The 15,788-nt window shown below is 31.6% G+C and carries 21 protein-coding genes and 1 other annotated feature; of the genes, 18 read left to right on the forward strand and 3 right to left on the reverse strand.

The annotated features are described in order from the left end of the window. The first annotated feature begins 21 nt into the window (after window positions 1-21). From DFR54_RS02390 to DFR54_RS02415, 7 genes are all read left to right on the forward strand, one after another. Complete coding sequence (locus DFR54_RS02390) at window positions 22-222, forward strand: helix-turn-helix transcriptional regulator (protein WP_086341881.1); 201 nt, start codon at window positions 22-24, stop codon at window positions 220-222. Window positions 223-227: 5 nt separating this feature from the next. After that, on the forward strand, window positions 228-737 hold the full coding sequence (locus DFR54_RS02395; protein ID WP_114288757.1) for a DUF3278 domain-containing protein: 510 nt from the start codon (window positions 228-230) through the stop codon (window positions 735-737). 132 nt (window positions 738-869) lie between these two features. Beyond that, complete coding sequence (locus DFR54_RS02400) at window positions 870-1,304, forward strand: LytTR family DNA-binding domain-containing protein (protein WP_114288758.1); 435 nt, start codon at window positions 870-872, stop codon at window positions 1,302-1,304. Further along, complete coding sequence (locus DFR54_RS02405) at window positions 1,301-1,774, forward strand: DUF3021 domain-containing protein (protein ID WP_114288759.1); 474 nt, start codon at window positions 1,301-1,303, stop codon at window positions 1,772-1,774. The genes DFR54_RS02400 and DFR54_RS02405 overlap by 4 nt, the downstream gene beginning before the upstream one ends. Further along, the gene (locus tag DFR54_RS02410) at window positions 1,758-2,408 is read left to right on the forward strand and encodes an ABC transporter ATP-binding protein (RefSeq protein WP_114288760.1); all 651 of its coding nucleotides are present in this window, start codon (window positions 1,758-1,760) and stop codon (window positions 2,406-2,408) included. The genes DFR54_RS02405 and DFR54_RS02410 overlap by 17 nt, the downstream gene beginning before the upstream one ends. Next, complete coding sequence (locus tag DFR54_RS13165; protein ID WP_170126903.1) at window positions 2,395-2,568, forward strand: hypothetical protein; 174 nt, start codon at window positions 2,395-2,397, stop codon at window positions 2,566-2,568. Before DFR54_RS02410 ends, DFR54_RS13165 begins: the two co-directional genes overlap by 14 nt. Window positions 2,569-2,644: 76 nt before the next feature. Then, window positions 2,645-3,382 carry an ABC transporter permease gene (locus DFR54_RS02415; protein ID WP_114288761.1) on the forward strand — a complete coding sequence of 246 codons (738 nt, stop codon included), beginning with the start codon at window positions 2,645-2,647 and terminating at the stop codon, window positions 3,380-3,382. On the opposite strand, the gene DFR54_RS02420 is transcribed toward DFR54_RS02415, so the two are convergent. Next, on the reverse strand, window positions 3,379-4,314 hold the full coding sequence (locus DFR54_RS02420) for a helix-turn-helix transcriptional regulator (RefSeq protein WP_167799335.1): 936 nt from the start codon (window positions 4,312-4,314) through the stop codon (window positions 3,379-3,381). The two genes, DFR54_RS02415 and DFR54_RS02420, sit on opposite strands and share 4 nt — an antisense overlap. An 82-nt stretch (window positions 4,315-4,396) precedes the next feature. Here DFR54_RS02420 and DFR54_RS02425 point away from each other — a divergent pair, with 82 nt between their 5' ends. From DFR54_RS02425 to DFR54_RS02470, 10 genes are all read left to right on the forward strand, one after another. Beyond that, window positions 4,397-4,792 (forward strand): GyrI-like domain-containing protein, encoded by a 396-nt coding sequence (locus DFR54_RS02425; RefSeq protein ID WP_114288763.1) that lies wholly within the window; start codon window positions 4,397-4,399, stop codon window positions 4,790-4,792. 122 nt (window positions 4,793-4,914) lie between these two features. Next, window positions 4,915-5,931, forward strand: a complete 1,017-nt coding sequence (locus DFR54_RS02430) for an LPXTG cell wall anchor domain-containing protein (RefSeq protein WP_114288764.1) — start codon at window positions 4,915-4,917, stop codon at window positions 5,929-5,931. Between the two features lie 48 nt (window positions 5,932-5,979). Further along, window positions 5,980-6,233 (forward strand) — a binding site (T-box leader). 56 nt (window positions 6,234-6,289) lie between these two features. Continuing rightward, window positions 6,290-7,492, forward strand: coding sequence for a M20 family metallopeptidase (locus DFR54_RS02435; RefSeq protein WP_114288765.1), 1,203 nt, complete (start codon window positions 6,290-6,292; stop codon window positions 7,490-7,492). 82 nt (window positions 7,493-7,574) lie between these two features. After that, window positions 7,575-7,874 carry a nucleotide pyrophosphohydrolase gene (locus tag DFR54_RS02440; RefSeq protein WP_114288766.1) on the forward strand — a complete coding sequence of 100 codons (300 nt, stop codon included), beginning with the start codon at window positions 7,575-7,577 and terminating at the stop codon, window positions 7,872-7,874. Between the two features lie 328 nt (window positions 7,875-8,202). Beyond that, the gene (locus DFR54_RS02445) at window positions 8,203-8,811 is read left to right on the forward strand and encodes a hypothetical protein (RefSeq protein WP_114288767.1); all 609 of its coding nucleotides are present in this window, start codon (window positions 8,203-8,205) and stop codon (window positions 8,809-8,811) included. Next, window positions 8,777-9,085, forward strand: coding sequence for a hypothetical protein (locus tag DFR54_RS02450; RefSeq protein ID WP_114288768.1), 309 nt, complete (start codon window positions 8,777-8,779; stop codon window positions 9,083-9,085). Before DFR54_RS02445 ends, DFR54_RS02450 begins: the two co-directional genes overlap by 35 nt. A gap of 153 nt (window positions 9,086-9,238) precedes the next feature. After that, the gene (locus DFR54_RS02455) at window positions 9,239-10,549 is read left to right on the forward strand and encodes a glycosyltransferase family 2 protein (RefSeq protein ID WP_114288769.1); all 1,311 of its coding nucleotides are present in this window, start codon (window positions 9,239-9,241) and stop codon (window positions 10,547-10,549) included. 15 nt (window positions 10,550-10,564) lie between these two features. Then, window positions 10,565-11,677, forward strand: coding sequence for a glycosyl hydrolase family 8 (locus DFR54_RS02460; RefSeq protein ID WP_114288770.1), 1,113 nt, complete (start codon window positions 10,565-10,567; stop codon window positions 11,675-11,677). Window positions 11,678-11,815: 138 nt separating this feature from the next. Further along, the gene (locus DFR54_RS02465; RefSeq protein ID WP_114288771.1) at window positions 11,816-12,199 is read left to right on the forward strand and encodes a GntR family transcriptional regulator; all 384 of its coding nucleotides are present in this window, start codon (window positions 11,816-11,818) and stop codon (window positions 12,197-12,199) included. Continuing rightward, window positions 12,192-13,316 carry a DUF1648 domain-containing protein gene (locus DFR54_RS02470; protein ID WP_114288772.1) on the forward strand — a complete coding sequence of 375 codons (1,125 nt, stop codon included), beginning with the start codon at window positions 12,192-12,194 and terminating at the stop codon, window positions 13,314-13,316. Before DFR54_RS02465 ends, DFR54_RS02470 begins: the two co-directional genes overlap by 8 nt. A 47-nt stretch (window positions 13,317-13,363) precedes the next feature. On the opposite strand, the gene asnA is transcribed toward DFR54_RS02470, so the two are convergent. After that, entirely contained in the window at window positions 13,364-14,368 is a 1,005-nt protein-coding gene (gene asnA, locus DFR54_RS02475; RefSeq protein WP_114288773.1) for an aspartate--ammonia ligase, read from the reverse strand. Between the two features lie 163 nt (window positions 14,369-14,531). Between asnA and DFR54_RS02480 the strand changes: the two genes are divergently transcribed. Continuing rightward, window positions 14,532-15,110, forward strand: a complete 579-nt coding sequence (locus DFR54_RS02480; protein ID WP_114288774.1) for an NUDIX hydrolase — start codon at window positions 14,532-14,534, stop codon at window positions 15,108-15,110. Between the two features lie 45 nt (window positions 15,111-15,155). Here DFR54_RS02480 and DFR54_RS02485 read toward each other — a convergent pair whose 3' ends face one another. Further along, the gene (locus DFR54_RS02485; protein WP_207028555.1) at window positions 15,156-15,647 is read right to left on the reverse strand and encodes a GNAT family N-acetyltransferase; all 492 of its coding nucleotides are present in this window, start codon (window positions 15,645-15,647) and stop codon (window positions 15,156-15,158) included. Window positions 15,648-15,788 lie beyond the last annotated feature (141 nt).

Raw genomic sequence — 15,788 nt, forward strand, 5'->3', positions numbered from 1 at the left:
TCATATTTAAAGAGGGAAGAAATGAATCAAATAAAAAAGTACCGTAAAATGTCAGGGATTTCCCAGACAGAGTTAGCTAAAAGAATTAAAGTGGCTAGGCAAACGATAAATTTAATTGAAAATGATAAATATAATCCGTCCTTAGATTTATGTATAAAAATTGCTAAAGAACTAGATACTGATTTAAATGCTTTGTTTTGGGATGTTGAAGATGAGGAGTAAGAAAAATGAAAAATATAAGTGATAAATGGTTGCGAAGATTTGTTGGTTTTGCAGGTGAGAGAGATGAATACCAAGAAAAAATGATTTATAAAGTCTTAGGAAATGCTAATGTATTAACTTTTTATTTACTAAGTGTAGGGATGTTAGCTAGTTTTATTTGGGATGCACTCCATGATCAGATTTCATTAGGAACTGTGATGCTGTTTTTAATTCAACAAATTAACTCTGTATATACGTTATATCATCTAAAAAAATATGAAGCTAATCAAACTGATTTTTATGATGAAGAAAGCTTTGTAGCCTATGTGAAGCAGTTAAAAAAGAAATTTTTCCTTGTAGGTATACAGTGGGGTGTTTGGATGTTTGTATGGTTACATATTATCTTTCCATTTCTCTACGGAGACCCGGTAGATATAAGTCTGTTTGATGTCGGGACGATAGTGGTATCAAGTATTTTGTTTGGTGTTCTGATGTATTATTTTACCAAAAGTAAGCTAAGATTAATAAAAGAATAAATTGAGATGATATGAGCTTTTTGCTTGTATCATTTTTTTTGCCGTTTATCACATAAAAATAACCATCTATCACTAATTTATGACAGCATACTAAAAAAAGGATAGAATATAAACAAGTTAGGAGTTGATGAAGTGAAGGTATTATTTGAGATTAATGACCGGTTTGAAGAGGATGAAATTAAAATCTATGCTAGAGCTATGACACCAATGATTCAAGAGATTTTAGATATTTGCTCTAGAGATACTAAATTGCCACTTTTGGGAATAAAAGATGAGCAGATGATTCCGATTAAAGAATCAGAGATAATCCGTTTTTTTTCTTCAGACAAAAAAACTTATTGCCATATAGGAAATGAAGAAGTCGTTGTTAAAGAGCCATTATATAAACTTGAAGACAGGTTTACTAATATGATTCGTATATCTAGTAGTGAGATGATTAATCCTGATTATATTAAAAATCTTGAGCTCTCATTTACAGGAACCATTAAAGTTAATTTTACAGATGGTAGTTTTAGTCACACATCAAGGCGTTACATGAAAGAATTTAAAAGGAGGCTAGGGATATGAGAAAAATGTTGCAACATTTAGGTGTAGGGATTACTACAGGCACTTTTATTGGGTTACTAGTTTCTTTTTTCATTTCTTTAAGTGTTGGGGAAGGTAAATTTTATCCCAGTACACCAGACTTTATGAATCAATTTAGTACTGAATTAGCAGCACTTGGTTGGAGTATTGTTTTATGGAGTGTGATTGGGATTATGTTTTCATTTGCTAGCCGAATTTACCGAAAAGATAATTGGTCGATTATTAAACAAGTAGCTGTTCATTTTAGTTGCACCTACTTGGGATTACTACTATTAAATGTTCTACTGAATTGGTTCAAGTACACGGTTAGCGATGTGATTAGATATACAATTATTTTTATTTGCATATACACAAGTATCTATATTTATTCCATGTTAAAAGTAAAACTTAGTGTTGATGAGATAAATAAAAAATTAAGTAAACGAGGTGATAAAAATGACATCAATCATTGAACTAAAAAAAATTAGTAAAACATTTGGTGAAAAAAAGGTTCTAAAAAATATTTCCCTATCAATTGAAAAGGGGGAATGTGTGGCTTTACTTGGAAAAAATGGAGCTGGGAAAAGCACCTTAATCAATTTAATCTTAAATCTTTTTTATCCAACAGAAGGGAGTATTATACTTGCTTACGAGAAAAAAGAGATTGGTTTTTTATCTCAAAGAACTCGTTTTCCAGATGATGTAACCATTAAAGAGATGCTTGATTTTGTTTCCAGTTTTTCTGACAATCCTTTATCAGAAGAAGAAATTGGAGCTATTTTACCCTTTGAAAAGGAGAAGTATAATCAGTTGGTTGCCACTTGTTCAGGAGGTGAACAACGTTTAGTAGATACCTGTTTAGCTATTATTAATCGACCTAAATTATTAATTGTAGATGAGCCAACAGCAAGCATGGATACCTCAACTAGAAATCATTTTTGGCATTTGATTAAAGAGTTAAAACAAAAAGGAACAACGATTTTATTCACAACTCACTATGTCGAAGAAGTGGATTATTGTGCTAATCGAGTGATTTTATTAGATCAGGGAGAGATTCGAGCAGATAACACGCCGTATCATTTGAGAACAAAAAGTGATTACCATTGAAAATGATGTTTACTTAGAATATAAACTTCAATTAGAAGCTTTAATCGACGAATTTCACGTAACAATAGAACCTAAAAAAGATGTAGTTGTTTGGCATTTGAAAAATGAACAAACAACAGAACTGTTAAAAAGGTTACCTTCAATTAGAAATGCCTTTTGACAATATTGAGATTACAAATACATCTTTACTTGAAACAATATTTGCCAATGAACTGGAAGAAGAGGAGGAGATATAAATGTTAGCCTTAATAAAAATCGAAGCCAAACGTATGAGTCGAGATAAGTTAACTTTTGTCATGAGTATTGGAATGCCAATCTTCTTCTACTTTGTCTTTACTTCTTTGATTCCAATTGACGAGTCTTATCAAGAAATATATTACAGAGAATATCTTATGTCTATGACAGCCTTTAGTTTGTGTAATTTTTCCTTGTTCACTTTTCCATTTGATATTATTCAAGATAGTAAAAATGGTTGGCGTATGAGATTAAACCATGTGGATTTGAGTCCAGTTAAAATTTATACAGTTAAGATGTTAAAGATGATTTTTATGTATGTTGTGGCAATTATTGCTGTCTTCTTAGTTGGCGGTATCGCTAAAGGAGTCACATTAACAGCTAAAGAATGGCTTGTATCAGGATTAGCATTACTACTAGGTGGTATACTTTTTTTAGGTATTGGCTTAATAATGACTCTATTTAAAAATGAAAAAACAGCTTCAGTCTTTGCTAATATTTATTACTTAGGGATGTCTTCATTAGGTGGTTTGTGGTTACCAACTGATCAATTCCCTAAATGGCTACAACCTATCTCAAAAGCAACACCAACCTACCAAGTTAGAGAACTAGCAGTAGGGTATATTAATACAGGAAAAATTCCTTTGAAAGCCTTAGGAATTTTAGCAGCATACAGTTTAGTTTGCATTATCCTAACAGCAGTAGTATTGAATAAAAGAAAAGTAGATATTAGGTATTAATCATATTGTTTTAAAAGGTTAGCTAAATGTTGTTTCATCATATTAACTAAAGAGAAAGGTTCTTCTAAAGTTAAAAAAGTACCAAACCCAATTAAATAGTTAATAATAAAAGGAATTTCATTTTCATGATACTGCCCCATAATATAATACTGATTGTTTTCTTTAACTAACTCAACACCTGGATATTTTTTAGAATGAAATAAATCAAGGGCTTCAACTTTTAAGTGTGCTTTAAAAGTTAGAGGCCTATTTTTTTGTGATTTTTCTAGGTACAACTCATAAATTTCATCAAAAGAAAGAGCTAATCCTTTTTCTTCTGTTATAATGACAGCTTTAATAAAATCACAGCGAAAATGTCTGAAATTCTCCTTATCTAAATCCCAAGCTAATAAGTACCAATGACCGTATTTAAAGGCCAATTGAATTGGCTGGATTAAGCGAGTTGATTCTTCATATCTGGAGTAGTTTATTTGAATCACTAATTCTTCGTAAATAGCTTGAAAGATTTCAGTGAGAAAAGGAACATGAGAAATACTTTGAGTTGTTGAGATGACAATCATTTTTTCTAGTTGATAATTAATTTTGTATTCTTCTTGTGGTGCAATAGCTAAGAGTTTGTTTTTTAAATGTTGATAAGAAGCATTAAAAGGAGATTGCTCCATTTGTTTATAAATTTGAAGGACTAAAAACAAAGAATGCCATTCATGTTGAGTTAAATATAAAGGCGGTAAACTGTTTGTGTTAATTAAGTGATAACCGCCAAATCGTCCTTTATCTACAGTAATAGGAGCTCCTAAATTTTCTAAATCAGCAATATCTCTTAAGGCAGTTCTTTTTGAAATTGAAAATTCTGTCATTAAATCATTTAAATTAAATTGTCTTTTTTGATTAATAAAAATAAGTTCTGCTATGAGGCGTTCATCTTTTTTCATTTTTTTCTCCCAATGGTGCCATAAAATGTCACCTTTTAAATTTATAATGTGAGTATAGCACACATAAAGGAGAGAGATTAACATGAAAGAAGTTGTATTAGCAGAAAAAACAATTAAGGGAAACAAAATTAGAACTAGAAATGGTAATATCGAAGAAATCATCGGTTTATGGTCACAGATTTCTGAGATGAACTTATTAGAGAATATCTATGCCGTTTATTTTAATTATGAAAGTGATCATACAGGAGAATTTGATTTTTTAATCGGTAATGAACTTTTTGATTCAGAGGAAGAAATTATTCTGAAAAAAGATAATTATTTGGCAATCGAAATCAAAGAAGCCACTCCAGAAAAAGTAGGGCAAACTTGGCAAGAGATTTGGAGAAATCAAGATATCTATGACAGACGTCTATTCACAGCAGATTTTGAAGAGTATTTGCCAACAGGGGAAGTTACTATATATTTAGCGGTAAAATGAAATGAAGATGTTCTGACACTTGGTTTTTAGTAACAAATAGTAATACACGTGTTTACTTTGTAACATTTTAGTAATATAATTGTAATATAGAGAAGGGATAAAAAGAATAAGGAGGAGCTAAAATGAAGCGCGTATTACCAATGATTTGTGCAGTTGTGCTACTTGGTGTTGGGATGATGACTGTAAATGCTGAAAACTTAAGTCAAAATGAAGAACAAGAAGTGATGGTTATTAGTGAAACTATGGATGAAAACAATAAAAAAGAAGAGCTTACGCCAAATAAAGAGCTGGTAACAGACAAAGAAAAAACAACTAATTCTACTGAAGAATCTGTCGTTAAAGAAAATACCACTTTGAAAACATTACCTAAGAATTTACATGGTGAATGGCAAGGAGAAGGCAATTTAAAAAGTATTTTTATAACTGAAGACACTTATACAGTTAATGGAACTGAATATAAAGTTAAATCATACACAGTAGAAAATAATACTTATATCCTTATTTGGGATGAAGATGCTTATATTCAAAAATATGGCAAACCAGAAACTTGGAACCCACAACCACTTATTTTTACATACAACATGGAAAAAGATGTCATTGATATAGCAGGTAATCAATTTACTAGAAAATCTACAAACACAATTGATGACAAAGATAAATATGAAAAATTTGTAGAAAAAGCAGATATTCCAGAATTTTTACAAGATAAATGGGTAGCAACAGTTGGTGGAGAAAAAATTGTTTGGACCATGACACCAAGAGCAGTCGATGTTAATGGCGTTTTGACGTATAAAATAATTGCTTATGGAATTAATGGCAATGAATACACACTGATTTGGGATAGTCAGGCCTATATTGATCAATACGGCAAACCTGGAAACTTTAATCCGCAACCTTTTGTATTTGAATATGTAGCTTCAAATGATACATTAGTTGCTCTAGATGGAACTGTTTTTTACCGAGAAACTAAAAAAACAACTGACTCTAAAAAAGAAGAAACGAAAACACCAACTTCAACAGATGATAAGAAAAAATTACCACAAACAGGAGAAAAGAAATCTGTTGTTTTAGCAGTAGTTGGTGGAATTGTTTTATTAGTAGGAGCCTTTATTTTAGTTAAAAAAATTCAAAAGAGTTGACAAAAATGAAATTATGATGAATAATACTCTTAATATATTTTAATAAACAAAAAAACTATGACAAGATAAGTACAATAAGCAGCGATTTAAAGAGAGCTCATGATGGTGTGAATTGAGTAATTGACGTTATTAGAAAATGGTCTTCGAGTTTATTTGTTAGTGAGTCTTTTAGATAAACTAACAACGTATGCCTACGATATAGGGATAGGAATCGGTTTTTGGTTCTGACTAGAGGTGAGAAAAGAGTTTTTTTCTCATAAACTAAGGTGGTAACACGTGAGCTCAAAGCTTTCGTCCTTTTATAAGGACGAAGGCTTTTTTTGTTTATCTAAAAATAAAAATTAGGAGGAATAGTATTATGGCGCAATTAGAACAAATCAAATCATTTATTGAGGACAGATTACCAACTTATCAGGAAATAGCATTAGATATTCATGCCCACCCAGAAGTAAGCAATTATGAATTTTATTCATCTGAGGCTTTGGTTAAACAGCTAAAAGCAGAAGGTTTTATTGTTGATTACGGTGTTGCAGGACATAGAACAGGGTTTGATGCGAGATATAAAGCTGAAAAACCTGGTCCAACTATTTGTTTTTTAGCAGAATATGATGCACTTCCTGGTATTGGACATGCTTGTGGTCATAATCTATTTGGAACAATTTCAGTCCTTGCAGCGAGTGCTTTAAAAGAAATCATTGAAGAAATTGGTGGCGAAATTCGAGTGTACGGAACTCCTGGTGAAGAAGGTGGAGAAAATGGTTCTGCTAAAGGCAGTTTTGTTAGAGAACACTTTTTTGATGATGTAGATGCAGCTATTTGCGTTCATCCAGGAACTTACTATTCGCAATCTTCGCCTTCACTTGCTAATGATCCTGTTGATATTAAGTTTTACGGGCGTGCTTCTCATGCAGCAGCAGCTCCTGAAAAAGGAATCAACGCATTAGATGCTGTGATTCAAGTTTATAACAGTATCAATGCTTTAAGGGAACATTTACCAAGTGATGTCAGAATTCATGGTGTGATTACAGATGGCGGTGTTGCAGCTAATGTCGTACCAGAATTTGCCTCAGCTAGATTTTATTTAAGAGCTGCCACTCGCCCGACTTTAAATGAAGTCTATGAAAAAGTGGAGAATATTGTCAAAGGAGCAGCTCTTCAAACAGGTTGTACCTATGAGTTTGGATTATTCCAAAACTCAGTTGATAATACTGTACTAACACCAATTTTTGATGAAGTTTTCTTTAAACATGTTAATGAAATTAATATTCCTGAAAAAGATATTTATATTGAAGACTTTACAGGTGTTAGTTTAGGTTCTACAGATGTTGGGAATGTGAGTCAAGTTATTCCAACAATTCAGCCAACAGTCTCTATTTCTGATGAGTATATTGCAGGACATAGTATTGAATTTAGAGAAGCTTCAAAAAGCCCTAAAGGTTTAGCTTCAATTGCGTTAGGGGCAGAATTATTAGCTCGAACAGCTCGTGATTTAATTCTTGAACCTGACACTTTAGCAGCTATAAAAGAAGAACATCAAGAGAATCTAAAAAAGCAGTTTTAGTGCATGATTACCTTTAAAAGAATATAATTAAGGAAGATGGAAACATCTTCTTTTTTTTATGAATCAAGAGGAGTAGATGCAGATGAGTACAAAAGAAACAGTCGTCAAAATTAATGCTTTTAGAGATGCTAGAAATTGGAGGAAAGCTCATAATGAAAAAGATTTAGCTTTGTCTATTTCACTAGAGGCCAATGAGTTATTAGAAATTTATCAATGGAAATCAGCAGAAGAAGGCAATCAAGACCGTGAGCATTTAAAAGAAGAAATTGCCGATGTTTTAATTTATTCTTATATGCTTGCAGATAATTTGGGTTTTGATATTGATGAAATTATTGAAGAAAAAATAATTAAAAATGGTATTAAATACCCTGTGAAGGATTAGTGGGTCAGCAATTAGTTGATTCATAGCTGATTGTTCATTAATACCACTTTTTAAATAACGTTGTTTTTAACTATAAGAATTTCTTATAAGTTATATATTATGAAAACATTAATGCAAACCGTGTGTTCCTATTGAGGATGAACGTTATTTTATTTCTGTGAAAATAAAAATAATAGTAAATTCATACAAGGATATGATACATTAGTCATTAGTGTCAAACAGTTGAAGGGGATATATAGCAATAAATGAGAGGAATAATTAATATAAAAATAAAATAAAAGATTAACTGATTGATGCTGTAGAAATTTCATTTAAGGAGTAAAGGAAAATGAAGAAATTAGACAAACACGAACAAAAGATACCTTTAGAAGTAGGTGTGTTTTTGTTGCTGGCATTATGTATGGGACAAAATATACTGTTAAATGGTGCTGTCAGTCCTGAGGCTTTTGTCTTTACTAATATTGTGGCTTTAATGGGTGTTACTTTAGGTTTATTAGGATCTTCTATTGTAATAGTAAGTCTTAATTTCATTGTTGTCGCTGTAGGAATCTTTATTCTGTTTTTTCAACCAGTTATTATGATGCTTCCTTTGAAGTTCTTTTATTGTTTTAGTATTCCAATTTATAGTTTTATAGCTTATGAAATCAGCAAATCATTACTTATGAGAAAAGGGCTGATATCAGGAAGAGAAGATATTGCAAGGTATTTACACAATACTGACTCTACAACTGGTCTTAGATCAGAAGCAGCCTTTTATAAAAAATATAAACAATACACAGAATCATTAAAAGTAAGACAAACTGATGATACCAGAAAACTTGGTTTGGCTATGTTTCAAATTGATTTTTTTGAGCAGTATATGTATCAAGATAAAGAGGCCACTAAAAAAAATTCTAGAAGAAATGGCAGAAACTTTAGTTTATACAAGATATCCTGAAGAACTATTTTTCCATTTAGATAAAGGCGTTTTTATTGTTTTAACTGTATTAAATAAAGAAACCAATGAGAAAAAAGTATGGTACAAAATGAACAAAATTACTAAAGTTCAAATGAATTTAATTCCTTATAAAGGTAGTGACGCGACACATGATATTACAGTTAAAATGGGTGAGTTGATTATTCAAGCTGATGAAGAATTAACAGTAGAACAAGTCCTAGGCCGCCTGTCTCGCCGCGTTGAAACAGATTTATCTGTTGAATATATTGCTTAAGGGGAGAAGATAGATGAATAATATAGAAACTCTGTTTTTAAAATTAAGTTATGTCGTCACTGTCTTTTTCTTTTTTGCTTCAATCGCTCTTTTTATTTCACTACTCGTGATTAAAAGTCGTGTTTGGAAGTATTTTAAAAGGAGAGATTGATTATGGGGAAAGTATTAATTATCTTTGCTTTAGTTTCTATCTGGATTTCAGTAGGTATTACGCTACTTATTCTTTTTGGAGCAGTTAAATACTTACTTAGATTATTGAAATCACCAAAACATGATTTAGGAGAGTTGTCTGAAACTCCGATGGTGACCATTATTGTACCAGCTCATAATGAAGAACTAGTCATTGGGGACACAGTAGATGCTATTTTAAATTTAAATTATCCAAAAGACAGGTTAGAAATAAAAATTGTTGCGGATAATTGTGAAGATGACACTTTTAGAGTAGCTAGTGAAGTAGTTAAAAGAAGTAAAATTAAAAATTTAAATGTTGAAGTAATTGATCGAAAAGGAACAGGTGGTAAAGCAGGCGTTTTAAATGATATCTTAGAAGTTGCTCAAGGTGAGTGGATTTGTGTTTATGATGCAGATGCCATGCCTGAGAGAAATGCCCTCTACTTTTTAGTTAAAAAAGCTTTAGAAGATAAAGAAAAATACGGAGCAGTATTTGGTAGAAATAAAACAAGAAACTACAAGCAAAATTTCTTAACACGTTGTATTAATTTAGAAATTGTAACAACACAACGAATTCACCACACTGGCCAATGGGAATTATTTAAAATTGGTCGTATTCCAGGAACCAATTTTATCATCAAAACTGACTTTGTTAAATCCATTGGTGGTTGGGATAACGGTGCTTTAACAGAAGACACTGCCATTTCCTTTAAAATTATGGAAAGCGGAAAATTGATTGCTTTAGCTCCTCACTCAGAAGCCTTCCAACAAGAACCTGAGACATTAAATGCTTATTACCATCAAAGAAAAAGATGGGCCAAAGGAAATTATGAAGTTATCTTAGAAAATTTTAAACATCTATTTGATAAAAGTAATTGGCGAATTAAACTAGAAATTCTTTATTATACGAGTACATTCTTCTGGTTCAATGCTTCTATTCTAGTTTCTAATTTTCTGTTTTTAAGTAATTTATTTGCTATTGTCGTAAAGCTATTTGATCCAAGTTTTACGATTCCTTTTACTTTTGGTGGCTCTAATAGGCAAATAGCAGCAGTTCTTTTAGTGAACTGGGCACTAATGTTTATTATTTATTTACTTCAAATTAATATTGCTTTAGTCAGCCAGTACGGGCAAGCAACAACTGAGAATATGTTATATTCAATTGCTTCTTATTTTACATACGCTCAATTTTTCATCGTTGTGGCAACAGGTGCTTATGTTTCCCTTATTGCAGATAAGATATTTAAACGAGACGGCACAAAATGGTATAAAACACAACGATTTAATGATTGATAAAGGAGATTTAAGATGAGAAAAAAACCATTAATTGTATGGAGTTTACTGACTATAGTCATCCTAATATATATCGGTATTTTATTACTAAGTATTAAGTCTAATGATGATAAATTAAAAAAAGAAGTTTATCGTGATTGGCATGATTCTTATGTGATGAAAAATGAATACGGTTCTTTTGTAAATACGTCTAACGACCCTAAAAAGCCAATTGCGTTATCTGAAAGTCAAGGTTACGGAATGTTGATTACTGCATTAGCAGGGGACTTAGGTTATGCAAAAGAATCTGATTTTAAGGCGCTTGTTTCTTATTATGAGGCGTTTAAAATAGCTGATGATAATTATTTAATGGAATGGAAACAAACGACTAAAGAGAAGAAATGGCAGTCAGAAGATCATAATAGCGCAACAGATGGAGATTTAGATATTGCTTATGCTTTATTTAGAGCTAGTAAAGTCTGGCCAGATTCAAAAGAAGACTATAGTGGAAAAGCTAAAAACATTTTAGAAAGTTTGAAAGAACATGTTTATAGTGAAAAAACTGGTGTTTTGAGTGTAGGAAACTGGGCCACAGAATCAAAACTTTATTGGAATTTATTTAGACCATCAGATGTGACACCTTACTATTTTGACAGTTTTTACAGAAAAACAAAGGATCCTATTTGGCTAGATATTAATCAAAAAAGTTTAGATTATTTAGAAATACTAAGTGATAATAACGAACATGGTTTAATACCTGACTTTGCTTGGATTGACTCAGACAAGGTTGTACCTGCAAAAGCCAAAGACGTGGCAACTAAAAATGATGGTGATTATGCTTATAATGCGTTAAGAATCCCATTACGGTTAGCTTATTCTGATAATCCAAGAGCCACTAAAATTAAAAATAAACTATTAACCTTCTTTTCAGAGCAGCAACAAGTAAAAGCAGGTTACACATTAAAAGGTGAGCCATTAGAAGATTATCCATCTATTAGCTATTCTGCGCCATTACTACTAGCAGCAGTTGGACAAGATGAATTTTCTGGGATTTACGCTGATTCTAGATGGGTAATGTATGAACCGATTGATGGAAGTAATTACTACGGAGATAGTCTAAAAGCCATGTCAGTGTTGGTTGTAGAATAAAAGAAGAAGTTGTAATAGAAGTACTTAGCTTGTTTTTGTAGAAGCTACTTCTGTTACAACTTTTTTATAACTTTCGTTATAGTTGACGTATAACGATTTTTGTTATATCTTATATATAACAAACAAGGAGGTGCTAAAATGATTATCGAAATTGATGTTGAAAGTGAAGTGCCGATTTATACCCAACTTGTTAAGCAAATTAAACGTGGTGTCATGTTAGGAAAGCTGAAACCTGGAGATAATCTACCAAGTGTTAGACGTTTAGCAGGAGATATTGGGATTAACCTTCATACAGTAAATAAAGCTTATAAAACTCTTGTTAGTGAAGGCGTTGTTGAGCAGATGAAAAAGGGGTATGCCGTCGCTTCGGTAACACCACCTAAAATTAGCTCAGAACATTTAATAGAGATGAAAAATCAAATAGAAGAGCTGTTGATTGATGCTTCTATTTTTGAGATAGATATTGAAAAAATAATGATGGAAAAAAGAGAAGAGCTAAAAGGGGAGAAACATCATGATTAGTTTATTATTTTTTATTTTTTTAAATATAAGCATTGGCCTATTAATGGGAATTACACCTTATATTAATCGTCGTGATATTCCTTTTGGCGTAAGTATTCCAGTGACAGATAAAACCAAAGAAGTTGTGAATGCTCAGAAGAAAAGCTATTTATTTATCAACTTAGGTATAGCTATTATTATTAATATAGGTATTTTTTTATACGGCCAGTTTAAGCCAAATATATCTGAAGAAAAATTAGTCTATTTATGTATTGTTAGTTTGTTTATTATGTTAGGTATTTCTTTAGTTAGCTATGTGTTAAAACATAATGAACTAAAAAAATACAAACAAACATTATCTTTAGAAATGAAACAAACTAAAAAAATAGTAGTTAATTTATCTTTTAGAGATGAAAAACTAATTTTTCCAACTAGTTATCTGGTGGGGATTAACTTAGCATTTGTATTAGTAACCGTGTTATTAACAGTTTTTAACTATCAAAATATTCCAGACAAACTAGTAACTCAGTGGGATTTTAATATGAATCCAACAACTATAACAGAAAAAACATGGGGTTCTGTTATGATGATTCCTGCTATGCAAGTCTTTATTACTATTGTGATGGCAATTAGTAATCAAGCGTATCTATCAGCGAAACAACAAATTGATGGCAAAAATCCAACAGCTTCATCAACAAAAAGTAAAAAATTTAGACGTCAATCTTCACTGTTGAATTTAGTGATTTCTATTTTGACTCAGTTATTATTTGTTGCTATTCAATTAGTCACAGTTTTTGAAAGTATCTCACCAAAAGTAGTGATGATATTATCTCTTGTCTTTACTATTTTAATTATTGGACTTGTGTTATGGTTCTCACTTTATTACGGACAATCAGGAGATAGATTAAAAACAATCGAAATAAATGAAGAAGAAGCTCCAAAAGGAAATATTGTAACAGTAGATGACGATGAAAATTGGAAGTTAGGTATGTTCTACTTTAACAAACAAGATCCGTCATTTTGGGTAGAAAAAAGAATGGGAGTAGGGATGACTTTTAACTTTGCTAAGTGGCAAAGTTGGGCGTTTCTAATCGGTGTTATAGTGTTACCTTTATTATTAGTCTTTCTATTTATGTAAAAAAGCTAGTGGAAAACATTTGATTGTTTTCTACTAGCTTTTTTTATTTATAGTAAGAAAATTTTATCTTTGCAAGCGTTAATCGTTTCTTCATCCCATAAGGATACTTGAACTTCACCGATATGAGCCTTGCCAAGTAGTAGCATACACATACGACTTTGTCCGATACCACCACCAATTGTTAGTGGTAATTCGTTATTTAGTACTTGTTGGTGGTAAAGGAAGGCTAGACGGTCATTTGCGTTAGCTTTTTCTAATTGAGCAAGTAGGGCAGTGTCATCAACACGAATTCCCATACTAGATAATTCCATGGCACATTCTAAAGGTTCATGCCAAAATAGTAAATCACCATTTAATGCCCAATCATCATAATCTGGTGCACGGTTGTCATGTGGTTCACCGTGAGTAAGTAAATCCCCAATTTGTAAAATAAAAGTAGTAGGATGCTCTTTGACATAAGCGTGCTCTCTTTCTTTTGATGTTAAATCCGGATAAAGGTCAGCTAGTTCTTGACTTGTGATAAAAGAAACGTTTGTATCAATAGTAGCTTCAACTTTTGGGTATTTAGTGTGCAAACGGCTTGAAGTTTCAGCTATAGCATTGACTAAACCTTGAACTGTTTCTTTTAAGTAATCAACTGTTCTTTGTTCTTTAGAAATCACTCTCTCCCAGTCCCATTGATCCACATAGATAGAGTGAAGGTTATCTAATTCTTCATCACGTCTAATGGCGTTCATATCAGCATAAAGGCCGTTTCCAGCATGAAAATCATATTGTTTTAAAGCCACTCTTTTCCATTTAGCTAAAGAGTGCACAACTTCGCCATTATCATTTAAAGCAGGAACATCAAATTTTACAGGACGTTCGCTACCGCTTAGATTATCATTTAAGCCAGAACGCTCATCAACAAAAAGTGGAGCAGAAACTCTTTTTAGTTTTAAACTTCCTGTTAGTGCTTCTTCAAAACAACGTTTAATAAATCCAATAGCGGTTTGTGTGTCATAGACATTTAGTGTGGATTTATAATCTTTTGGGATAATGGTTTTCTCCATAAATACAACAACTCCTAAGTAATTTTACTGACTATTGTACCATAGATAGATTGAATTATTAAAAAAATTAATCTAAAAGATAGAGATTATTGGTATTGTCTACCAATTAATGAAGAAACAGAGTATGCTTGTTAGATAGTAGATTAAATAGGAGTGATTTTAAGTGAGAGCAAGATTAATCGAGAATCTAACCAATTTTAAGCCTTACAATGAGCAAGAAGAAAAAGATAAAGCATTAATTCTTCATTTATTAAAAACAGAGTCAGATATTTTTAATCGAAGTCATCAGGAAGCACATATTTCAGCATCAGCTTGGGTTGTCAATCAAGAGAAATCTAAAGTTTTAATGGCTTATCACAATATATATGATACTTGGTCTTGGTTAGGTGGACATGCTGATGGTGACGAGGATTTACTTCACGTAGCTTTAAAAGAAGTAGAAGAAGAGAGTGGCTTAACAAAGATTAAAGCAGTTAGTGAAGGTATTTTTTCAGTGGAAGTCTTAACAGTTGATGGACATATTAAAAACAATGAATATGTTTCTTCTCATTTGCATTTGAACATCACCTATTTAATAGAAGCAGATGATAGAGAAGAGTTAGCAATCAAAGCAGATGAAAACAGTGATATTGGCTGGTTTACTTTAGAGAAGGCTGTTTTAGCATCTAATGAAAAATGGTTTAGAGATAATATTTATCGCAAACTAAATCAGAAGTTAGAAAATATAAACAAAGGACTGTGACAAGTTGAAGTCACAGTCCTTTATTGTCTGCTAATAAAAAATTTGTTATCTCTTTAATTCTTTTTCATAAATATAATCATCCATCACATAACCTTCGCCTATATCTACATATCTTTCGCCAACACGAGTGAACCCGCGATGCTCATAAACAGAAATGGCTAATTTATTTCCTTGATTCACATTTAAATGAAGAGTTTTACCTTTTCCAATTTCCTCGTACCAATTAAAAATATCACTTGAAAGACCTTTACCACGTAAGTTAGAACTTAGGTAAAGTTTACTGATATAAATTTGTTCCTCAGTTTCTTCGTAGGCTGTATAACCAACTGGCAGCTCATCTAGGTAAAGTAAAAAATAATGAGCACCGTTATCTATTTCAGATTGAATCATCTCTATGGATTGATAATTTTTAAGCATATAAGCAACTTGTTTTTCACCAATAATAGGAGTGAAAACTTCTTGCCAAATTTCTTGGACCACTTCAAAAAGAGCTGTAACTTCTTCTGGTGAGTGGACGGCTATTTTTTTTAATATCATATAAGTTCTCCTTTTTGTAAGTGGTTCTATCATATAATGAGATATCTAAAACATCAACTGCTTAACAGTTGTTTTTCTTATCTTAAAATCTGATGAGATGAGAATAATTAAGGTATTTTTTATTAAAAATCAAAAATCTGT

Origin of the sequence: Vagococcus fluvialis (genome assembly GCF_003337315.1) — a bacterium.
Taxonomy (GTDB): domain Bacteria; phylum Bacillota; class Bacilli; order Lactobacillales; family Vagococcaceae; genus Vagococcus; species Vagococcus fluvialis.

Coding starts and splice junctions, on each gene's coding strand:
- DFR54_RS02425 (WP_114288763.1), top strand. CDS start 4,397: ATGAAAGAAGTTGTATTAGCAGAAAAAACAATTAAGGGAAACAAAATT.
- DFR54_RS02445 (WP_114288767.1), top strand. CDS start 8,203: ATGAAGAAATTAGACAAACACGAACAAAAGATACCTTTAGAAGTAGGT.
- DFR54_RS02450 (WP_114288768.1), top strand. CDS start 8,777: ATGGCAGAAACTTTAGTTTATACAAGATATCCTGAAGAACTATTTTTC.
- DFR54_RS02390 (WP_086341881.1), top strand. CDS start 22: ATGAATCAAATAAAAAAGTACCGTAAAATGTCAGGGATTTCCCAGACA.
- DFR54_RS02455 (WP_114288769.1), top strand. CDS start 9,239: ATGGGGAAAGTATTAATTATCTTTGCTTTAGTTTCTATCTGGATTTCA.
- DFR54_RS02430 (WP_114288764.1), top strand. CDS start 4,915: ATGAAGCGCGTATTACCAATGATTTGTGCAGTTGTGCTACTTGGTGTT.
- DFR54_RS02405 (WP_114288759.1), top strand. CDS start 1,301: ATGAGAAAAATGTTGCAACATTTAGGTGTAGGGATTACTACAGGCACT.
- DFR54_RS02420 (WP_167799335.1), bottom strand. CDS start 4,314: ATGAAAAAAGATGAACGCCTCATAGCAGAACTTATTTTTATTAATCAA.
- asnA (WP_114288773.1), bottom strand. CDS start 14,368: ATGGAGAAAACCATTATCCCAAAAGATTATAAATCCACACTAAATGTC.
- DFR54_RS02410 (WP_114288760.1), top strand. CDS start 1,758: ATGACATCAATCATTGAACTAAAAAAAATTAGTAAAACATTTGGTGAA.
- DFR54_RS02460 (WP_114288770.1), top strand. CDS start 10,565: ATGAGAAAAAAACCATTAATTGTATGGAGTTTACTGACTATAGTCATC.
- DFR54_RS02395 (WP_114288757.1), top strand. CDS start 228: ATGAAAAATATAAGTGATAAATGGTTGCGAAGATTTGTTGGTTTTGCA.
- DFR54_RS02435 (WP_114288765.1), top strand. CDS start 6,290: ATGGCGCAATTAGAACAAATCAAATCATTTATTGAGGACAGATTACCA.
- DFR54_RS02470 (WP_114288772.1), top strand. CDS start 12,192: ATGATTAGTTTATTATTTTTTATTTTTTTAAATATAAGCATTGGCCTA.
- DFR54_RS02415 (WP_114288761.1), top strand. CDS start 2,645: ATGTTAGCCTTAATAAAAATCGAAGCCAAACGTATGAGTCGAGATAAG.
- DFR54_RS02440 (WP_114288766.1), top strand. CDS start 7,575: ATGAGTACAAAAGAAACAGTCGTCAAAATTAATGCTTTTAGAGATGCT.
- DFR54_RS02465 (WP_114288771.1), top strand. CDS start 11,816: ATGATTATCGAAATTGATGTTGAAAGTGAAGTGCCGATTTATACCCAA.
- DFR54_RS02485 (WP_207028555.1), bottom strand. CDS start 15,647: ATGATATTAAAAAAAATAGCCGTCCACTCACCAGAAGAAGTTACAGCT.